This window comes from Streptomyces sp. DSM 120436, from assembly GCF_055778765.1.
In genome coordinates, this window is record NZ_JBSKBS010000002.1 from 1,442,874 (window position 1) to 1,460,964 (window position 18,091).

Annotated in this window: 18 protein-coding genes and 2 pseudogenes; 12 read left to right on the forward strand and 8 right to left on the reverse strand. The window is 73.2% G+C overall.

Features of this window, described 5'->3' with window-relative positions:
- The first annotated feature begins 34 nt into the window (after window positions 1-34).
- The 5 genes from ACWH4W_RS28625 (at window position 35) to thpD (ending at window position 4,117) form a co-directional block, all read left to right on the forward strand.
- Complete coding sequence (locus tag ACWH4W_RS28625; RefSeq protein ID WP_473078699.1) at window positions 35-580, forward strand: DinB family protein; 546 nt, start codon at window positions 35-37, stop codon at window positions 578-580.
- Between the two features lie 353 nt (window positions 581-933).
- Window positions 934-1,440, forward strand: a complete 507-nt coding sequence (gene ectA, locus ACWH4W_RS28630) for a diaminobutyrate acetyltransferase (RefSeq protein ID WP_473078700.1) — start codon at window positions 934-936, stop codon at window positions 1,438-1,440.
- Window positions 1,441-1,508: 68 nt separating this feature from the next.
- Window positions 1,509-2,780, forward strand: coding sequence for a diaminobutyrate--2-oxoglutarate transaminase (gene ectB, locus ACWH4W_RS28635; RefSeq protein ID WP_473078701.1), 1,272 nt, complete (start codon window positions 1,509-1,511; stop codon window positions 2,778-2,780).
- Window positions 2,781-2,815: 35 nt separating this feature from the next.
- Window positions 2,816-3,214: an ectoine synthase gene (locus ACWH4W_RS28640; RefSeq protein ID WP_473078702.1), complete on the forward strand. Its 399-nt coding sequence runs from the start codon at window positions 2,816-2,818 to the stop codon at window positions 3,212-3,214.
- A 6-nt stretch (window positions 3,215-3,220) separates the two neighbouring features.
- Window positions 3,221-4,117, forward strand: a complete 897-nt coding sequence (thpD, locus tag ACWH4W_RS28645; RefSeq protein WP_473078703.1) for an ectoine hydroxylase — start codon at window positions 3,221-3,223, stop codon at window positions 4,115-4,117.
- Window positions 4,118-4,604: 487 nt separating this feature from the next.
- Here thpD and ACWH4W_RS28650 read toward each other — a convergent pair whose 3' ends face one another.
- The 3 genes from ACWH4W_RS28650 to ACWH4W_RS28660 all read right to left on the reverse strand — a co-directional run bounded on the left by ACWH4W_RS28650 (window position 4,605) and on the right by ACWH4W_RS28660 (window position 7,181).
- Window positions 4,605-5,657 carry an aminotransferase class V-fold PLP-dependent enzyme gene (locus ACWH4W_RS28650; protein WP_473078704.1) on the reverse strand — a complete coding sequence of 351 codons (1,053 nt, stop codon included), beginning with the start codon at window positions 5,655-5,657 and terminating at the stop codon, window positions 4,605-4,607.
- A 96-nt stretch (window positions 5,658-5,753) separates the two neighbouring features.
- Window positions 5,754-6,470: a DsbA family oxidoreductase gene (locus ACWH4W_RS28655; RefSeq protein ID WP_473078705.1), complete on the reverse strand. Its 717-nt coding sequence runs from the start codon at window positions 6,468-6,470 to the stop codon at window positions 5,754-5,756.
- Window positions 6,471-6,572: 102 nt separating this feature from the next.
- The gene (locus ACWH4W_RS28660) at window positions 6,573-7,181 is read right to left on the reverse strand and encodes a DUF1349 domain-containing protein (RefSeq protein WP_473078706.1); all 609 of its coding nucleotides are present in this window, start codon (window positions 7,179-7,181) and stop codon (window positions 6,573-6,575) included.
- A 71-nt stretch (window positions 7,182-7,252) separates the two neighbouring features.
- Here ACWH4W_RS28660 and ACWH4W_RS28665 point away from each other — a divergent pair.
- Window positions 7,253-7,488 (forward strand): annotated as a pseudogene (locus ACWH4W_RS28665) (helix-turn-helix domain-containing protein); the annotation flags it as partial.
- Window positions 7,489-7,511: 23 nt separating this feature from the next.
- On the opposite strand, the gene ACWH4W_RS28670 reads toward ACWH4W_RS28665, so the two are convergent.
- Window positions 7,512-9,041 (reverse strand): aldehyde dehydrogenase (NADP(+)), encoded by a 1,530-nt coding sequence (locus ACWH4W_RS28670; RefSeq protein ID WP_473078707.1) that lies wholly within the window; start codon window positions 9,039-9,041, stop codon window positions 7,512-7,514.
- Window positions 9,042-9,183: 142 nt separating this feature from the next.
- Between ACWH4W_RS28670 and ACWH4W_RS28675 the strand changes: the two genes are divergently transcribed.
- The 6 genes from ACWH4W_RS28675 (at window position 9,184) to ACWH4W_RS28700 (ending at window position 13,937) form a co-directional block, all read left to right on the forward strand.
- On the forward strand, window positions 9,184-9,957 hold the full coding sequence (locus tag ACWH4W_RS28675) for an IclR family transcriptional regulator (RefSeq protein WP_473078708.1): 774 nt from the start codon (window positions 9,184-9,186) through the stop codon (window positions 9,955-9,957).
- 3 nt (window positions 9,958-9,960) lie between these two features.
- A complete protein-coding gene (locus ACWH4W_RS28680) occupies window positions 9,961-10,434 on the forward strand; it encodes a GNAT family N-acetyltransferase (protein WP_473078709.1) in 474 nt (157 codons plus the stop codon).
- A 532-nt stretch (window positions 10,435-10,966) separates the two neighbouring features.
- Entirely contained in the window at window positions 10,967-11,572 is a 606-nt protein-coding gene (locus ACWH4W_RS28685) for a SigE family RNA polymerase sigma factor (protein ID WP_473078710.1), read from the forward strand.
- Window positions 11,569-12,450, forward strand: a complete 882-nt coding sequence (locus ACWH4W_RS28690) for a hypothetical protein (RefSeq protein WP_473078711.1) — start codon at window positions 11,569-11,571, stop codon at window positions 12,448-12,450. The genes ACWH4W_RS28685 and ACWH4W_RS28690 overlap by 4 nt, the downstream gene beginning before the upstream one ends.
- 97 nt (window positions 12,451-12,547) lie before the next feature.
- Window positions 12,548-13,378: a pectate lyase gene (locus ACWH4W_RS28695; RefSeq protein WP_473078712.1), complete on the forward strand. Its 831-nt coding sequence runs from the start codon at window positions 12,548-12,550 to the stop codon at window positions 13,376-13,378.
- Window positions 13,379-13,742: 364 nt separating this feature from the next.
- Window positions 13,743-13,937, forward strand: a complete 195-nt coding sequence (locus tag ACWH4W_RS28700; RefSeq protein ID WP_473078713.1) for a hypothetical protein — start codon at window positions 13,743-13,745, stop codon at window positions 13,935-13,937.
- Between the two features lie 75 nt (window positions 13,938-14,012).
- Here the strand turns inward: ACWH4W_RS28700 and ACWH4W_RS28705 are convergent, their stop codons facing one another.
- The 4 genes and pseudogenes from ACWH4W_RS28705 to ACWH4W_RS28720 form a co-directional block, all read right to left on the reverse strand.
- Window positions 14,013-15,086, reverse strand: a complete 1,074-nt coding sequence (locus ACWH4W_RS28705) for a dienelactone hydrolase family protein (protein WP_473078714.1) — start codon at window positions 15,084-15,086, stop codon at window positions 14,013-14,015.
- Complete coding sequence (locus ACWH4W_RS28710) at window positions 15,083-16,189, reverse strand: pectinesterase family protein (RefSeq protein WP_473078715.1); 1,107 nt, start codon at window positions 16,187-16,189, stop codon at window positions 15,083-15,085. The genes ACWH4W_RS28705 and ACWH4W_RS28710 overlap by 4 nt, the downstream gene beginning before the upstream one ends.
- A gap of 81 nt (window positions 16,190-16,270) precedes the next feature.
- A complete protein-coding gene (locus ACWH4W_RS28715; RefSeq protein ID WP_473078716.1) occupies window positions 16,271-17,602 on the reverse strand; it encodes a pectate lyase family protein in 1,332 nt (443 codons plus the stop codon).
- Window positions 17,603-17,635: 33 nt separating this feature from the next.
- Window positions 17,636-18,084, reverse strand: a pseudogene (locus tag ACWH4W_RS28720) (SGNH/GDSL hydrolase family protein); the annotation flags it as partial.
- Between the last annotated feature and the right edge of the window lie 7 nt (window positions 18,085-18,091).

Here is an 18,091-nt window from a genome sequence, read left to right on the forward strand (position 1 = left end):
GTGACACGGCCCGCCCCCGTGTCATGCTCCCCGCATGTGTGCCGACGCCTCCTCGTCCGTGCCCGCGCCCCCGCGTCTCCCCGACGGGCGGCCCGTCCCCCGGTTCACCGGGGACGAGCGGGCCATGCTCGAAAGCTGGCTCGACTACCACCGGTCGACGCTCGCGCTGAAGTGCGCGGGCCTGGACGACGCGCAGGTGCGGGTCGCGGCGGTCGAGCCGTCGCGGCTGACGCTGCTGGGGCTGGTGCAGCACATGGCGGAGGTGGAGCGGAACTGGTTCCAGCGGATCGCCGCCGGTCAGGACGTGCCGGCGGTGCACGAGGACGGGACCGGGTTCGCGCTGGCGCCCGCGCGCGGGATCGACGAGGCGCTCGCCGTGTGGCGGCGGGAGATCGCCCGTGGGAGGGAGCTGTGCGCCGGGCGCCCCCTGGACGGCACCGGACGGATCGCCGACGGCCCACTGGCCGGCACGGAGGTCGGCCTGCGCTGGGTGCTGGTCCACATGATCGAGGAGTACGCGCGCCACAACGGTCACGCCGATCTCTTGCGGGAACGCATCGACGGAGTGACCGGAGCGTGAATTCCAGGGGATTATCGAAATCCCTCGCACAGATACTCCTGCGACATTACCCGGCTTATTTCCCTATTACTTTACGGAGCAGCTTCCCGTCTTCTTCTGCCCGCTTCTCCGAACCCTAAACACCCCGATCCAGGGATCGGCTACCGGACGATTCCGGGCGCGGTCACGAGAGTTACACAGATGTGACCGGTTCCACATCGCGCCCGATTCATCCCTCTTCATCCGCATCATAGCGGGGCATTTCGCCAACCCCTCGCGCAGACCCGTCCGCTCGCGCGATAACATATCTCGCGCTCGTACGTAACCCCGCAGGACGATGCAATTTTGAATTTACCTGGGTAAGTTCAATTCGCATGACTGCCGCACAAGCAGACCTGCAAATCGACCGCCCGACCGTGGCGGACGGAGCCGTGCTGTGGCGGATAGCCAGGGACTCGAAGGTCCTCGACCTGAACTCGTCGTACAGCTATCTGCTGTGGTGCCGTGACTTCGCCGCCACCTCGGCCGTCGCTCGCGACGAGCGCGGAGAGCCGGTGGGCTTCATCACCGGCTACCTCCGCCCGGACAGCCCGCGCACCCTGCTGGTCTGGCAGGTCGCCGTCGACGCGTCGCACCGCGGCCGCGGCCTGGCCGCCGCCATGCTCGACGGCCTGGCCGCCCGGACCGCCGCGGAGCACGCCGTGGACACCGTGGAGACCACCATCGCTCCCGGCAACACGGCCTCCGAGCGCCTGTTCACCGCGTTCGCGGAGCGTCACGGCGCCCTGCTGGAGCGCGAGGTGCTGTTCGACACCGGACAGTTCCCCGACGGACCGCACGACCCCGAGGTTCTGTACCGCATCGGGCCGTTCGCCTTCTGACGGGCCGGCCCGGCCCCCCGATCTTCCGACTCCCTCTGACTTCCCACGCCACCGAGGAGCGATTCGTCGTGACCATCACCCAGCCCGACCTCAGCGTCTTCGAGACCCTCGAGTCCGAGGTGCGCAGCTACTGCCGCGGCTGGCCCACCGTCTTCGACCGTGCGCACGGCAGCCGCATGTACGACGAGGACGGCCACGAGTACCTCGACTTCTTCGCCGGAGCCGGCTCACTCAACTACGGCCACAACAACCCCGTCCTGAAACGCGCGCTGATCGACTACCTGGAGCGGGACGGCGTCACCCACGGTCTCGACATGTCGACGACGGCCAAGCGCGCGTTCCTGGAGACCTTCCAGAACGCGATCCTGCGCCCCCGCGACCTGCCGTACAAGGTCATGTTCCCGGGCCCGACGGGCACCAACGCCGTGGAGTCCGCGCTGAAACTGGCGCGGAAGGTGAAGGGCCGCGAGGCCATCGTGTCGTTCACCAACGCCTTCCACGGCATGTCGCTGGGCTCGCTCGCCGTGACCGGCAACGCCTTCAAGCGGGCCGGCGCGGGCATCCCGCTGGTGCACGGCACGCCGATGCCGTTCGACAACTACTTCGACGGCCAGGTCCCGGACTTCCTGTGGTTCGAGCGTCTCCTGGAGGACCAGGGCTCGGGCCTCAACAAGCCGGCCGCGGTGATCGTCGAGACCGTGCAGGGCGAGGGCGGCATCAACGTGGCGCGGCCCGAGTGGCTGCGCGCGCTGGCCGACCTGTGCGAACGCCAGGACATGCTGCTCATCGTCGACGACATCCAGATGGGCTGCGGCCGCACCGGCGCGTTCTTCTCCTTCGAGGAGGCGGGCATCACGCCGGACATCGTCACCGTCTCCAAGTCGATCAGCGGCTACGGGCTGCCCATGGCGCTCACCCTGTTCAAGCCGGAGCTGGACGTCTGGGAGCCGGGCGAGCACAACGGCACGTTCCGCGGCAACAATCCCGCGTTCGTGACGGCCACCGCCGCCCTGGAGGCGTACTGGGCGGACGGCTCCGCGATGGAGAAGCAGACCCGGAAGCGCGGCGAGCAGGTGGAGCAGGCGATGACCGCCATCACCGAGGAGAACCTCGCCGACGTCAAGGAGTACCGCGGCCGGGGCCTGGTGTGGGGCCTGGAGTTCCACGACAAGGAGCGCGCCGGCCGCGTCGCCCGGCGCGCCTTCGAGCTCGGGCTGCTGATCGAGACGTCCGGCCCGGAGGGCGAGGTCGTCAAACTGCTCCCCGCCCTGACCATCACCCCGGACGAGCTGGACGAGGGCCTCACCGTCCTCGCCCGCGCCGTCCGGGAGACCGCCTGACACACACCCCCCAGCCGAGGAGGCATCGCAACACCGTGATCGTCCGTTCGTTCAAGGAGATCGAAGGCACCGACCGGCACGTGAAATCGGCGTCCGGCACGTGGGAGAGCAAGCGCATCGTCCTCGCCAAGGAGAAGGTCGGCTTCTCCCTGCACGAGACGATCCTGTACGCGGGCACGGAAACGGACATGTGGTACGCGAACCACATCGAGGCGGTCGTCTGCACCAAGGGCGAAGCCGAGCTGACCGACCGCGAGACCGGGAAGACCTACCACATCACTCCCGGCACCATGTACCTCCTCGACGGCCACGAGCGGCACACGCTCAAGGTCAAGGAGGACTTCCACTGCATCTGTGTCTTCAACCCGCCCGTGACCGGACGGGAGGACCACGACGAGAACGGCGTCTACCCGCTGCTCACCGAGGAGGTGTGAGTCACCGTGACCACGACCACGCACGTCACCGATCTCTACCCGACCCGCGGTACCACCGAGGTGGTCACCCCCCGAAAGGACCCGGTCGTCTGGGGCTCCCCGGACACCCCCGGTCCCGTCTCCGCGACTGACCTCCAGGCGCTCGACCGCGACGGCTTCCTGGCCGTCGACCAGCTGATCGGCCCGGACGAGGTCGAGGTGTACCACCGCGAGCTGGAGCGGCTGGTCAACGACCCGGAGATCCGCGCGGACGAGCGCTCGATCGTCGAGCCGAAGTCCAAGGAGATCCGCTCGGTCTTCGAGGTGCACAAGATCAGCGAGGTGTTCGCGAACCTGGTGCGCGACGAGCGGGTCGTCGGGCGGGCCCGGCAGATCCTCGGCTCGGACGTGTACGTCCACCAGTCGCGGATCAACGTCAAGCCCGGCTTCGGCGCCAGCGGCTTCTACTGGCACTCGGACTTCGAGACCTGGCACGCCGAGGACGGTCTGCCGAACATGCGCACCATCTCGGTCTCGATCGCGCTCACCGAGAACTACGACACCAACGGCGGTCTGATGATCATGCCGGGGTCGCACAAGACGTTCCTCGGCTGCGCCGGCGCCACGCCGAAGGACAACTACAAGAAGTCCCTGCAGATGCAGGACGCGGGAACGCCGTCCGACGAGGCGCTGACCAAGATGGCGTCGGAGTACGGCATCAAGCTGTTCACCGGCAAGCCCGGTTCGGCGACGTGGTTCGACTGCAACTGCATGCACGGCTCCGGCGACAACATCACGCCGTACCCGCGCAGCAACGTGTTCATCGTGTTCAACAGCGTCGAGAACGCGGCGGTCGAGCCCTTCGCCGCCCCGATCCGCCGCCCCGAGTTCATCGGGGCGCGGGACTTCACTCCCGTCCGGTGAACCCCCCCGGCCGGGGGTCCGGGGGTCGCCCCCCAGTGAACACAGCATCGGGGCGCGGGACTTCACCCCCGTCCGGTGAACCCCCCCGGCCGGGGGTCCGGGGGTCGCCCCCCAGTGAACACAGCATCGGGGCGCGGGACTTCACCCCCGTCCGGTGAACCCCCCCGGCCGGGGGTCCGGGGGGCGCCCCCCAGTGAACACAGCATCGGGGCGCGGGACTTCACCCCCGTCCGGTGAACCCCCCCGGCCGGGGGTCCGGGGGGCGCCCCCCGGTGAACACAGCATCGGGGCGCGGGACTTCACTCCCGTCCGGTGACCCCCCCGGCCGGGGGTCCGGGGGTCGCCCCCCGGTGAACACAGCATCGGGGCGCGGGACTTCACCCCGGTGAAGTAGGAACGCACGGCGGTGACGTGTGCGCACCGCCTCACCGACCGCGGGCCGGGCCTCCTCGTGTGGGACAAGGAGGCCCGGCCCGCTGCCGTGCGCTCAGCCGGACAGCGCGTCGAGCAGCCGGTCCACGTCGGCGACCGTGTTGTACAGGTGGAAGGACGCCCGCAGGTGGCCCGCGCGGTCCGACACCTGGATGCCCGCCTCGGCCAGCTCCGGCTGCAGCCGCCCCAGCCCCGGCACGGACACGATGGGCGAGCCGGGCGCGGGCACGGGCTTGTGTCCCAGCTCGGCGAGTCCCGCGCGGAACCGGTCGGCGAGGGCGAGGTCGTGGGCGCGGACGGCGTCCACGCCGATCTCCTCGAGGAGCGTGAGGGACGCCCGCAGCCCCGCGTAGCTGAACAGCGCGGGTGTGGTGTCGAACCGCCGCGCCGAGCGGGCGAGTTCGGTGACCGGGCCGTAGCAGCTGCCCCACGGGTCCTCCCCCGCGCGCCAGCCGGCCTGCACCGGGACGAGGTCCCCGAAGTCCTCGGGGACGACGAGGAAGGCCGCGCCGTGCGGGCCCAGCAGCCACTTGAAGGCGATGGCGACGCTGTAGTCGTACGCGTCGGCCTCCACCGGCAGCCAGCCCGCCGCCTGGGAGAAGTCGACGTAGGTGCGCGCCCCGTGGGACCGGGCCGCCTCGCGCAGCGCGGGCAGGTCCGCGATCCGGCCGTCGGCGGACTGCGCGGCGCTGACCGCGACCAGCGCGGTGCCCGGCCGCACGGCGTCGGCCAGCCCGTCCAGCGGCGCGGCCCGCACCGTGAGGTCGCCGCGTGCGTGGAAGGGGTTGAGCACGGAGGTGAAGTCGTCCTCCGCGGTGAGGACCTCGGCGCCCGGCGGCAGGGAGGCGGCGACCAGCGAGGAGTACAGGGCGACGGTCGCCCCGGCCGCCACCCGTTCGACGGGCACGCCCGCGATCCGGGCGTAGGCGGCACGGCACGCCTCGACGTCGGCGAACAGCCCGTCGAGCGCGCCCCCCTCCGCGCGCAGCCGGGCGGCCGCGTCGAGCGCGGCCACGGTACGGGCCGGCAGCAGGGCGCTGCTCGCGGTGTTCAGATAGGTGTTCTTCGGGGTGAACTCGGCGCGGACGAGGCTCTCGAAGGTCTCCATGGGACCACTCTGCGGCTCCGCCCCCTCCCCGTCCATGGCATATCTCTGCGCGGTACCGCTAAGGAATGCTTATGGATACGCCCCGGCCTGCGCGTTCTACCTCTGAGGCACCGCGCACCCGTCCGGGCCGCAGGCCTCGGCGTCCGTGCCGCCGTCGACGAGGGTCAGCGGCGCGCGCTCGCCCCAGGCCTGGGTGAGTGCCCGGGTGAAGACCTCGACGGGCTGGGCGCCGGAGACGCCGTACTTCCGGTCGAGCACGAAGAACGGCACCCCGCGCGCGCCGAGCCGCGCGGCGTCCTGCTCCTCGGCGCGCACCTCGGCGGCGTACGCCTCCGGGTCGGCGAGCACCCGGCGGGCGGCATCGGTGTCGAGGCCGGCGGCGCCGGCGAGTTCGACGAGCCGCTCGTCGTCGCCGAACAGGGAGCGCTCCTCGGCGAAGTTGGCCCGGTAGAGCAGGTCGAGCAGCTTCTCCTGGCGGCCGTGCTCGCGGGCGAAGTGCAGCAGGCGGTGCATGTCGAAGGTGCCGCCGTGATCGCGGCCCCGGGTGCGGTAGGGCAGGCCCTCGGCGGCGGCCTGGGCGCCCAGGTCGTCCTCGCCCGCCTCGGCCTGCGCCTGGCTCATGCCGTACTTCTTGGTGAGCATCGTGAGCACGGGCTCGGTGTCGTCCTTGGCGCGGCCCGGGTCCAGCTCGAAGGAGCGGTGCACCACCTCGACCCCGTCACGGTGCGGGAAGGAGGCCAGCGCCTTCTCGAAACGGGCCTTTCCGACATAACACCAGGGGCAGGCGATGTCGCTCCAGATCTCGACGCGCATGGGCCGGCTCTCTCCAGGGTCGTACGGCTGCGGAGACTCCCTCCGCAGCCGGATGAACGTTCAAGCAGTGGTCGGCATTCCCCGGCGCGGGACGGGCCCCGCTCAGCTTCCGTCGCGCAGGTCCGGCGGCCAGTACGGCCGGTACTCGATGTGGTCGAAGGTCACCACGCAGCCCTCCCCCGTCGGCGACTGGGTCGCGAACCCGGCCAGGGCGGCCCCGGTCTCCTTCTCGTCACCGAGGGTGAACAGGCGGACGAAGGTCCACCGCTCGCCGTCGCGGGAGGCGTGGAAGGCGAAGGCGCGCCCGGTGCGGCTCACCCGCAGCCAGACGGTGTCACCGTCCACGGTGAAGGAGTTGGCGTCGTCGGAGTGGCCCCGGGTGACGACCGTGCAGACGGTGGGCACGTCCGGGGAGTACTCCAGACAGAGCTTGGCCCAGGCCCGCTCGCCGGCGTGGACGTGGAGCACCCCCGCGTCGAAGGCGGCGGCGAAGCCGACCGTGACGCGGGCGATGAGCTGGAAGTCCCCCTCGGGCGCGCCGAGCAGCCGGGGCGCGTCGGCGGCGGGCTCCAGGGACTCGCCGGTGGGCGGCACGAAGCGGTCCTGCCGCGGTCCGGCCCGGCCGGTGAGGACGCCGTCCTCGTAGGACCAGGAGCCGTCAGGGCCGTAGGTCCGCAGCGGGAAGGGGAGTTCGGGTAGGTCGAGGTCCATGGCGGGATTGTTCCAGGCGGTGCGCCGGTCCGCACGGCCGGTCCGCTCAGCGGCCGTGGAAGGTGTCCGGGGCGACCGCCTGGGCGACGGCGCGCGGCGAGGACGCGCGCCGTCGTCTGTCCGCGCTCACCGGGCGGGAGCTCGAGGCTCCGGCGCTCCTCGGGGAGGGGCTGTCGAACGCGGACGCCGGGGCCCGGCCGCACAGGAGCGAGGCCACGGCGAAGACGTACGCCGGCCGGATGCCGACCGAGCCGGCTGCGACAACCGGGTGCGGGCCGCGCTCCCGGCCCGCGTCGCGGGCCGGGAGCGCGGCCGGCGGGTGAGCGGGGGTCAGCGCTCCAGGCGGCCGTTGAACCTGCGGGGCAGCCCGAGCGGGTTGTCGTCCCTCAGTTCCGGCGGCAGCAGCGCCTCGGGGGCGCCCTGGTAGACCACGGGCCGCAGCCAGCGCTCGATGGCGGTGCCGCCCACGGACGTGGAGGTGGAGGTGGTCGCCGGGTAGGGGCCGCCGTGGTGCTGGGCGGGGGCGACGGCGACGCCGGTCGGCCAGCCGTTGACCAGGACGCGTCCGGCGAGCGGGGTCAGCTCCCGCACCAGTTCGGCCCCGCGGCCCCGGCCCGCAGCCTCCTGCGAGGACAGGTGCACGGTCGCGGTGAGGTTGCCGGGGAGCCGGGACAGCACGGCGCGCACCTCGCTCTCGTCCGTGTAGCGGGCCACCACGGTGACCGGTCCGAAGCACTCCTCCAGCAGCAGGTCGTGCTCGCCCTCGCGGGTCAGCCGCTCGGCCGGGACGGTGAGGAAGCCGGCGCTGACGGTGTGCTCGCCGCCCGCGCCCGCGGTCACCGGGGACTCCACGTCGGGGAGCTGGGCGCGCTCGGTGACCCCGGCGAGGAAGTTGTCGCGCATGCGGTGGTCGAGCAGGACGCCGGGGTCGGTGTCGCTGACCGCGTCCGTCAGCGACTTCAGCAGCGCGTCGCCGGCCGTGGAGGCGGGGGCGAGGACCAGGCCGGGCTTCACGCAGAACTGGCCGACGCCGAGCGTCATCGAGCCGGCCAGTCCGGCGCCGATCGTCTCGCCGCGTTCGGCGGCGGCGTCCTCGGTGACCACGACCGGGTTCAGCGAGCCGAGTTCGCCGTGGAACGGGATGGGCACGGGCCGGGCGGCGGCCTCGTCGAAGAGGGCGCGGCCGCCGCGGACCGAGCCGGTGAAGCCGGCCGCCGCGACCAGCGGGTGCCGGATCAGCTCGATCCCGGCGTCGAAGCCGTGCACCAGGCCGAGCACCCCGTCGGGCACCGCGTGCCGGGCGGCGGCCCGCCGGATCACCCTGGCGACCAGCTCCGACAGGGCGGGGTGGTCGGGGTGGGCCTTGACGACGACGGGGCAGCCGGCCGCCAGCGCGCTCGCGGTGTCGCCGCCGGCCACGGAGAAGGCGAACGGGAAGTTGGACGCCGCGTACACGGCGACGACGCCCAGCGGGATCCGGTAGCGGCGCAGGTCGGGGACGGGCGGGGTGGCGGTGTCGTCGGGGTGGTCGATGACGACGTCGAGGAAGGCGCCCTCCTCGACGATGCCGGCGAAGGCGCGCAGCTGGTAGCAGGTGCGGGCGAGTTCACCGGTGAGCCGGACCGGGCCGAGCGCCGTCTCGGCGTCGGCGGCCTCGACGAGCCGGTCACGGGCGGCTTCCAGTTCGTCGGCGGCGGAGCGCAGGAAGGCGGCGCGGACGGTGCGGTCGGCGAGCGCCTCGCGCGCGTCGTGCGCGGCCCGGACGGCGGCGTCCACCTCCGGGGCCGTGGCCTCCACCGCGACCTGTTCACGCTGCTTCCCGGTTCGGGGGTCGACACTCCAGACTGGTGCTGCTGCCACCGCGGGTCCCTCCACTTGAATGCCGCTTGCCATGCCGCAGTACGGACGCCACCCACGGCGCTTGTTCGATATACTGAACACTGTCTCTGTGGGTGAATGCGCTTCGGAGACTATTTCCCGGCGAACGAAGGGGTCAAGGGCGATGTCGGCTGGCGAGACGGGCGGCGGGGCGCAGGTCAAGTCCGCGGTGCGGACCGTTGAACTGCTCGAATACTTCGCCGGGCGCCCCGGGATGCACTCCCTGGCGGCGGTCCAGGAAGCCGTCGGCTACCCCAAGTCCAGCCTGTACATGCTGCTGCGCACACTCGTCGACCTCGGCTGGGTCGAGACCGACGCGACGGGCACCCGGTACGGCATCGGCGTGCGGGCCCTGCTCGTGGGCACCTCGTACATCGACGGCGACGAGGTCGTCGCGGCGGCCCGGCCCACGCTGGACCGGCTCTCCGACGACACCACGGAGACCATCCACCTGGCCCGTCTCGACGGCACCAACGTCGTCTACCTCGCCACCCGTCAGTCCCAGCACTACCTGCGCCCCTTCACCCGCGTCGGCCGCCGGCTGCCCGCGCACTCCACATCGCTGGGCAAGGCGCTGCTGAGCACCCGCACGGACGAGCAGGTGCGCAAGATGCTCCCGGAGACGCTGCCCGCGCTCACCGAGAACACCATCACCGACCGGGAGAAGCTCATCGAGGAGCTGCACCAGGTGCGGGAGCAGGGCTTCGCCGTGGACCGCGAGGAGAACACCCTGGGGCTGCGCTGCTTCGGCGTCGCCCTTCCGTACCGCACGCCCGCCCGGGACGCCATCAGCTGCTCGGTCCCGGTGGCCCGGCTCACCCCGGCGCACGAACAGACGGTGAAGGACGCCCTGTTCGACGCCCGCGACCGGCTGACCCTGGCCACCCGGAGGCTCTGACCCGTGGACATCGCCCTGCGCCCGGTGCACGACAGCGACCTGCCCGTCTTCTACCGGCAGATGAACGACCCGGAAGCGGTGCGGATGGCCGCCTTCACCCCGGAGGACCCGGCCGACCGGGACCGCTTCGACGCGCACTGGGCGCGCGTCCGCCGCTCCCCCGGGATCGTGGCGCGCACCGTGCTCGCGGACGGTGACGTGGTGGGCACCGCCTCCGTCTACGGCGAGGCGGGCGAGCGCGAGGTGACGTACTGGATCGACCGCGCCCACTGGGGCAAGGACATCGCCACGACCGCGCTGCGCCTGCTGCTGGCGGAGGTGACCGACCGCCCGCTGTACGCGCGCGTGGCCGCCGACAACGCGGGGTCGCTGCGGGTGCTGCACAAGTGCGGTTTCCACGTCACCGGGCAGGCCACGGCGTACGCGCCGGGGCGGGGCGAGGAGACCGACGAGCTGGTGCTGGAACTGGAAGGCTGACCGCGCGTCGCGGCACCGCGGGCGCCGTCCGGACGGCGGGGGAAGCCGCGTTCGGGGACTGGACCCCTCCGGCCGGGAGGCCGCCCGCACGGACGGGCCGCCCCCTCCCCCCGGGGGACGGCCCGTCCTCTTCCGCCCGCACCCGCCCAGAGCCCGGGATCCGCTCGACCGGGCCGACCGCGGAGCGGGCCGGCGACGGCGTCGTCCTCCGCGCGCCGGACGCGGTGCCGGAGCTGACGAGTGCCCCCTGCGCCGGAGGGCCGACGGGCGCGCGCCGGCCGGACCGCGCCCGTCCGGTACGGAGTTCGGACGGAGCCCGGAGGACGGAGCCCGGAGGACGGAGCCCGGAGGGCGGAGCCGGCTGTCGGCCCGTCAGACGGCGTTCGGCCCCCCGCACGAACGCATGAACGATCACTGCTACGCTCCGGATCTCGTCCGGTCGACGCCGGACACGCACACGCCGTCCACACGACGCGCACAGCCACACAGGTGCCCGCCGGGCGCCCGACGCCGCCGCGAGGGGAGGGAGGCCATGGGCACCGTCGTCGACGACACCGCCTCCGTGGAGTTCCACGCCTTCTTCGAGCGCCACTACGCCGAACTGTCCCGGCTGGCCCATCTGCTGACCGGTGAGGCGGACGCCGCCGACGACCTGGCGGCGGACGCGCTGCTGGCGCTGTGGCACCGCTGGGACCGGGTGCGGGCCGCCGACCACCCGGTGGCGTACGCCCGGGGCGTGGTGGCCAACCTGGCCCGCACCCGGATCCGCAGCGCGGTGCGCGAGCGGCGCCGGATCGCGCTGTTCTGGCCGCAGCGCGAGGAGTGGACCGAGAACCCCGACGTGGCGGGCGTGGTGGACGTGCGGGAGGCGCTGCGCCGGCTGCCGTTCCGCAAGCGGGCGTGCGTGGTGCTGCGGCACGCCTTCGACCTGTCGGAGAAGGACACCGCGCTGGCCCTGGGCGTCTCGGTGGGTACGGTGAAGAGCCAGACCTCGAAGGGGATGGCCGAACTGCAGCGGCTGCTGGGCGCGCGGGAGGTGCCGCAGCGGGTGCACGCGGCGATGGGGGCGGCCGCCCGCGGGGACACGGCCGAGGGTATGCGCAAACACTCCGGCGGGAACGGGGGAAGGGACCGGTGACGATGCGGCGGGACGTGCACGAGGAGCTGCGCGCCCGGCTGCAGGAGGCGGCCGGGGCGCACGAGCCCGACCGGGAGCGCATGTGGGCCCGGATCGAGCGCGGCATGGCCGGCCCGGCCCGGCCGGACCACCGGGCCCGGCGCCCGCCGGTGTTCGGCTGGCTCCGGATGGCGGGCGCGACGGCCGCGGTGTCCGGTGTGCTCGCGGTGGGCGGTTACGCAGTCGCCTCCGCGGTGAAGGACGACGAGCCGCCTTCGCAGCGGCACGTGGCCGTCTCCCCGGTCCCGACGCCCACGCCTTCCCCGGACGCGACGAGCAGGGCGCCCGTGCCGCCGGTGGAGCCCTCCTCGGAGGCCCCGGACCGGCCGCGGGACACCGGCGCCCCGTCCGCCGGAACGCCGAGTGCGTCCGGCACCGTCCGGCCGCCGGCCGGGGTGGAGGACGGGCCGCTGTGGTCGGACGGCTCGGTGGACCCGCACAGCAACGAGTTCTGGGCGCAGAGCAACGTCACCCTGAAGACCACCGAGCGGCTGACCGCGCTCACCGTGGAGCTGCGGATCGCGCAGACCGGCAAGGTGGCCTCCACCGGCGCCTGGCGTTCGCTGCCCGAGGCCGACTTCGACCTCACGGTCCGGGAGCGGGGCGGCTTCCTCGTCTACACCTGGACGCTCAAGGAGGGCCGTGCGGTCCCGCCGGGCGAGTGGGTGTTCGCGGGGCAGTACGACCACGAGCGGGGCGGCCGGGACGCCGGGGACGACCGCTACACCGCGACGGCCGCCACCGATGCGCAGCGGCTCTCCGTGGGCGGCGACTTCGCGCGCCGGGGGGACAAGGCGGCGGCGGACGAGGACGGTTCGTCCGACGACGGGGACTCGTGACGGCCGGCCCGGAAAAAAATTCTTCGGAGAGGCGGCAACCCTTCCTGCTGCGGCGGCGACCAAGAGACGCAAAGACCCTCTCCACGCAAGGAATGGCATGACTGCACGAGCCGAACAGCGCGTCTCCCACCGGCGCCGGACCGCGAAGAGGCGGGCGGCGATCGCCGGGTTCTCCGCGCTCGGCATCACGGGTGCGGCGATCGTCACCTCGACGATGCTGTCCACCGCGAGCGCCGCTCCGTCCTGGCCCTCGGACACCGGCAGCAAGCCGGTGTCGAAGACCGTGCCGGTCTCCGGCGTCTACGACGGCGGCATGAAGAAGTTCTACGGCACCGGCGCCCTGGGCGGCGACAGCCAGGACGAGGGCCAGGACCCGGTCTTCGAGCTGGCCGACGGCGCCACGCTGAAGAACGTCGTCATCGGCACCCCGGCCGCCGACGGGGTGCACTGCAAGGGCAGTTGCACGCTGGAGAACGTGTGGTGGCTGGACGTCGGCGAGGACGCCGCCAGCTTCAAGGGCAAGTCCTCGTCGGCGCAGTACAAGGTGATCGGCGGCGGCGCGCGGAAGGCCGACGACAAGGTGCTGCAGTTCAACGGCGCCGGCACGCTGACCGTGAGCGGCTTCCAGGTCGAGGACTTCGGCAAGCTGGTGCGCTCCTGCGGCAACTGCAAGACGCAGTACAAGCGCACGATCGTGCTGAAGGACATCGACCTCACCGCGCCCGGCAAGTCGATCGTGGGCATCAACACCAACTACGGCGACACCGCCACGCTGTCGGGGATCCGCATCCACGGCGACAGCAAGAAGAAGATGAAGACCTGCACCCGCTACCAGGGCAACAACTCGGGCAAGGAGCCGAAGGACCTCGGCTCCGGCCCCGACGGGAAGTACTGCAAGTTCTCGGACTCGGACATCACCTACAAGTGATCCCGCCGCGTCCGTGACATGGTCCCGGGCCGCCGTCTCGACATCCGGCGGCCCGGTCCCGGCGGCGCCCGACCCCCCCTCGGGCCCGCCGGAACCCCGGCCCTTCGGACCCCCATCCAAAGGGCCGTCAGGGCGCCCCCGCCGGCCCACGCCCGGTGGGGGCGTCCGCGTTTCCCGGTGCGGGGCCCTCCGGTGCGGAGTCCTCCGCGCGGGTGTCCGGGGCCGGCGGCCACCAGCGGCACGGCGACGCTGGACACGGCCCTGCACGGCCCCGAGCCGGGGTCCCGGATCGCCGCGTCCGTCCGGACGCAGGAGGACCGCCCGGCCGCGTCGTCCACCGGCGGGTCCCACCGGCGAAGCCCCCGTGACACCGCACCGGGCACGCCGTCCGGTCACCGCGCTCAGGGCCCTGTTCACGGGCCTCGGCCAGGGCGTCGTCCTCGCCCTCGCCCCCGGTGCCGACGAGCGGTACTTCGCCGACGCCGCCCGCGACCTGGCGTCCGGCGCGGTCCTCACCGGTCACGGCACGCCCGCTCCCTGGCCGCACGGTTCACCGTGACGGCGGTGACCGGGGACCGCCCCGACGTTCCGGCGTCACGGAAGGGGCGGGCCGGCAGGTCCTCGGCCGCGCGGATCAGCCGCGCAGGACGGAGCCGAGCCAGGCGTGCACCTCGTCCTGCATCGCGGCGTCGAAGACGTGGCCGGCCTCGGGCCAGGTCTTCAGCCGCAGCCGGTCCTCCGCCCCGCACGAACGCCAGACGGCGCGCAGCCGGTCGTACGCGGCCCGCACCCCGCCGGCGGGGAAGAGGGCGTCGCGTCCGCCGTGGAAGAACAGCATCGGCTTCGGCGCGGCGATGCTCGCCACGTCGGGGATGTCGAGGTACCGGGCGAGCCCGGGGTGGAGCATGTGGAACGCCGACTGCCCGCGCAGCGTGTTGTTGCCGGGGACCATCATCTCCCTCAGGCCCGTCATCCAGCACACGCTCGCCGCGGCCGCGACGTCGTCGCTGAGGGCGGCGACCTGCCAGGCCCGGTAGCCGCCCATGGAGAACCCGAGGGCGGCGACCCGGCGCGCGTCCACCCGGTCCAGTCCCGCCAGGAAGGCCGCGGCCCGCTGGTCCTCGCGGGCGTGGAGTCCGGCGAGCGAGGAGCCGAGGTGGAAGAGGTTGCTCGCCAGCGCCTGTTGCTGCTCGTAGGCGAGGGGCCCGCGCTCGCCCCAGCCGAGGGCGTCCGGGCAGAGCACGACGTGGCCGCGCCGGGCGAGTTCGTCCCCGACGAAGCGGCCGTCGAAGTGCCGGCCGGCCCATTCCCCGGCGGAGGCGAGCCGGGTGTCGTCGTACCAGGGCCGGACGGCCTTCTCCTTGCCGATGTCGAACCGGGAGCCGTGGTCGTGCAGCAGCAGCACGGCCGGGAAGGGGCCGGTGCCCCACGGGGTGAGCAGGGCACCGCGGACCCGCGTGTGGCGGGTGAGGGTGACGGTCACGAGTTCGCGCGTGAAGCCGTCGGCCTCCGAGCGGTCCGTGTACCGCGGCGCGTACGGGACGCCGTCCTGGCGGGGGACGACGAGCAGTTCCTCGACCTTGGCCCGGGCCGCCCGCCGCCACGCGGGGAAGTCGCGGACCGGCGAGGTGCCCCAGGCGAGCGGGAAGCGCAGGTCGTCCCTGAGCGCCCGGTGGAGGCCGGGCGGGCCGGGGGCGGGGGCTGTCACCGGGGCCGCCAGTCGCCGAGGTGGGCCCGCGGGGTGTGGGAGGCGGCCCGGACCCGGTCGAGCTGGGGCCGGTTCTCCGGCACGGTGATCACGGCACCCGGCCCGGTGTTGCGGTACTCGGCGAAGCGCTGCTCCTGCCAGGGACGGCCGCTCGACATGTTCGCGTACGGGGCGACCGCGTCGATGCCGGCGTCGATCCGGGTCTCACGGACGGTGAGCATGGGCCGGGCGGTCGGGTCGGAGCCGGGCACCCAGGGGCGGGCCAGCTTGTAGCAGCCGTCCGGCGCCTCGCTGCTGATCCGGCTGCGGGTGACCAGGAAACCCCGCGGGTTGGCGACGGCGGTGGAGGGCGCGAAGACGAAGCCGAGGGGGGCGGAGCTCAGGTCGGGGCGGAGCAGCGTGCGGAAGTGACAGTCCTCGAAGACGGCCGTGGCCCGGCCGAAGACGAAGTCGACGTCGCCCTCGGCGTAGCAGCGCGCGAAGTACTGGCGGGCCACGGTGGCCAGGGACGCCGAGTCGGCGTAGAGGGTGTCCTGGTGGCCGAGGAACCGGCAGTCGAAGAAGGCGCTGCGGTCGCCCATGACCTTGACGGCGACGGCCTGTGTGCCGCTGATGCCGGGGTGGTCGGCGCGCAGCCAGTCGTTGGCGAAGGTGATCCGGCGGGCGGTGAAGCCGTCGGGGCGCAGGGTGGTGGTGGCCGACCCGGAGGTGCCGTAGGTGCCGCCTCCGGGTCGGGGGGTGCCGGCCGCGTTGTCGTGGACGACGACCACGTCGCGGGCGTCGTCACAGGCGCCGATCCAGGTCATGTCCGTGCGGTCGGCGGGGACGGAGACGGTCTCCCGGTAGACGCCGGGGGCGATGACGAGGGTGCGTCCGGGGCCGGTGGCGGCGTCGACGGCGGCCTGGACACCGGTGAAGTCGCCGGCGCCGTGCGGGTGGACGTACAGGGTGGTAGGGGTGAGCCGCGCGGACGGCGAGCCGTGCCGGCCGAACGGGCCGTGCGGGCGGCGGCGCGCGTGGGCGGGTGCGGCGGACAGCGCGAGGGCGGAGCCGGCCGCGGCGCCGGCCAGCAGGGCGTTCCTCCGGGACAGGGGCGAGGGCATGCGGGTGCTCCTTGGGGCGGGCGGGGGCCGGTGCGGTCGGCAGTGGGGGCGGACCGCACCGGCGGTACGGAGGGGTGCGGGTCAGCGGAGGCGGCCGGCGCCCGCGCCGAGGCCGACCAGGACGGGCACGGCCCACGCGGGGTGCACGGCCTTGCGCAGGGTGGGCGTCCAGCCGGCGCCGGAGCGCAGGGTCTCCTCGGGGATCTCCGCGTTGTGCACGGCGATCAGGTCGACCGGCCTGCCGTTGACCAGGTTGTGCCGGGCGGTGAGCGGCGCGTCGTTCCAGCGCTTGAGGATCTTCGCCGGGCTGGTGCCCCGGGGCAGGGTGAACGCGTTGTGTTCGGCGACGAGCTGGGACTCCTTGCCGATGCCGAAGCTGTAGCCGTAGCCGGAGCCGGCCACGAAGTGGTTGTTGTAGACGTCGACCTGTCCGAAACGGACGCGCGGGGTCCGCTCGGTGAGGTTCTCGAACAGGTTGTGGTGGAACGTCGCCTTGAGCTTGCCGCGGTCGCCCGCGGCGGTGGACTCGCTGTCGCTGTTGCCGATCAGGATCGTCTTGTCGTGCTCGGTGAAGACGTTCCAGGAGGCGGTGACGTGGTTCGCGCCCCGGACGATGTCGAGCTGGCCGTCGTGCTGCTGGTAGAGCATGCCGAAGTGGGTGGGGGCCGCGCTGTCGGGGTGCGCGCCGTCGGTGAAGGTGTTGTGGTCCAGCCACACATGGGTCGAGCCGTACACGACGACGGTGTCGTACTCGCTGTTCCAGTTGCCGCGGTCGCCGTCGGTCGGGTCCCACTGCGGGAAGCAGTCGACCGGGCTCTCCAGGGTGAGGTTGCGGACGATGACGTTGTCGACGCCCTTGATCTGGAGGCTGGCGCCCTTGACGGCGGCGCCGCGGCCGACGCCGATGATCGTGGTGTTGGAGGGGACGTTCACCTTGATCGCCGCGTCCTGGTTGGCCGCGGAGGCGCGGCGCAGGCCCTCGGGGCTGTCGTCGGGCTCGTCGGCCAGGTCCCGCTCCAGGCCCCAGGTCTCGGGGGCGTACGTCTCCAGGTAGGCGTCGAAGTCGTAGCCGGGGGCGGCGAGCGCGTCGCAGCCGTCGGCGACGGCGTCGAGGACGCCCTTCACCTTGATGATCTTCGGGGTGTCCCCGCCCTCGGCGAGGGCGGCGGTGAACTGGTCCCAGTCGGTCACGGTGCGGACGTGCGCGGCGTCGGCGGCGGCGCCTCCGGTGGTGCCGGTGCCGTACGAGGCCCAGCCGTCGCCCGCGGGCAGGGTCTGGCGTGCGGGGTCGCGGTGCGCGTGCGCGGGGGTGTGGGCCTGCGCGGCGGTACCGGTCAGGGCCAGCGCGAGGGCGGTGCAGCCGGCCAGCACACCGGTTTTTCTAGCATGCCCATGCCATACAGATACGTTCATGGTGCGGCTCTCCTGTTCGTGGTCCGGGGGGTGTCACGCGGCGGCATCCGGCCAGGTGATCCACGACGGGGGGATCTCCTGGTCCAGCCGCCGCACGTCGTGCGGCGCGAGCACCCGGGTGCGCGGCGGCTCCCGGGCGACCAGCCGTGCCACGGCGATCGCGCCCGTCGGGGGAACTGGGTGTCGTCCTGCTCGGTGTCGGTCCAGTTGAAGTACGTCCGCGTCGCCTCGGGCCCGAGCTCCTGCCACAGCGCCAGGGACAGCGCCTGGACGTCGAGCAGCGCGACCCGCTCCTGCCGGGCCGGCGCCCGCATCGCCGCCGGGCGCTCCCCGTGGCCGGGCACGGTCCGCCCGTCCGCGTCGAACCGCCGCCGTTCCACCGGGGTCGCCGGCACCGGACGCGCTCCCCGCGTCCGGGCGCCGTCCAGGTACCGGCGCGGGTACGGCCGGTACGTGGTCCAGGGTTCGGTGCACCGGCCGGGGACGGCC

What these genes read in the sequence shown, in the direction of transcription:
- ACWH4W_RS28625 (WP_473078699.1), top strand. Translation starts at nt 35, where the DNA reads ATGTGTGCCGACGCCTCCTCGTCCGTGCCCGCGCCCCCGCGTCTCCCC.
- ectA (WP_473078700.1), top strand. Translation starts at nt 934, where the DNA reads ATGACTGCCGCACAAGCAGACCTGCAAATCGACCGCCCGACCGTGGCG.
- ACWH4W_RS28650 (WP_473078704.1), bottom strand. Translation starts at nt 5,657, where the DNA reads ATGGAGACCTTCGAGAGCCTCGTCCGCGCCGAGTTCACCCCGAAGAAC.
- ACWH4W_RS28655 (WP_473078705.1), bottom strand. Translation starts at nt 6,470, where the DNA reads ATGCGCGTCGAGATCTGGAGCGACATCGCCTGCCCCTGGTGTTATGTC.
- ACWH4W_RS28660 (WP_473078706.1), bottom strand. Translation starts at nt 7,181, where the DNA reads ATGGACCTCGACCTACCCGAACTCCCCTTCCCGCTGCGGACCTACGGC.
- ACWH4W_RS28675 (WP_473078708.1), top strand. Translation starts at nt 9,184, where the DNA reads ATGTCGGCTGGCGAGACGGGCGGCGGGGCGCAGGTCAAGTCCGCGGTG.
- ACWH4W_RS28685 (WP_473078710.1), top strand. Translation starts at nt 10,967, where the DNA reads ATGGGCACCGTCGTCGACGACACCGCCTCCGTGGAGTTCCACGCCTTC.
- ACWH4W_RS28695 (WP_473078712.1), top strand. Translation starts at nt 12,548, where the DNA reads ATGACTGCACGAGCCGAACAGCGCGTCTCCCACCGGCGCCGGACCGCG.
- ACWH4W_RS28710 (WP_473078715.1), bottom strand. Translation starts at nt 16,189, where the DNA reads ATGCCCTCGCCCCTGTCCCGGAGGAACGCCCTGCTGGCCGGCGCCGCG.
- ACWH4W_RS28715 (WP_473078716.1), bottom strand. Translation starts at nt 17,602, where the DNA reads ATGAACGTATCTGTATGGCATGGGCATGCTAGAAAAACCGGTGTGCTG.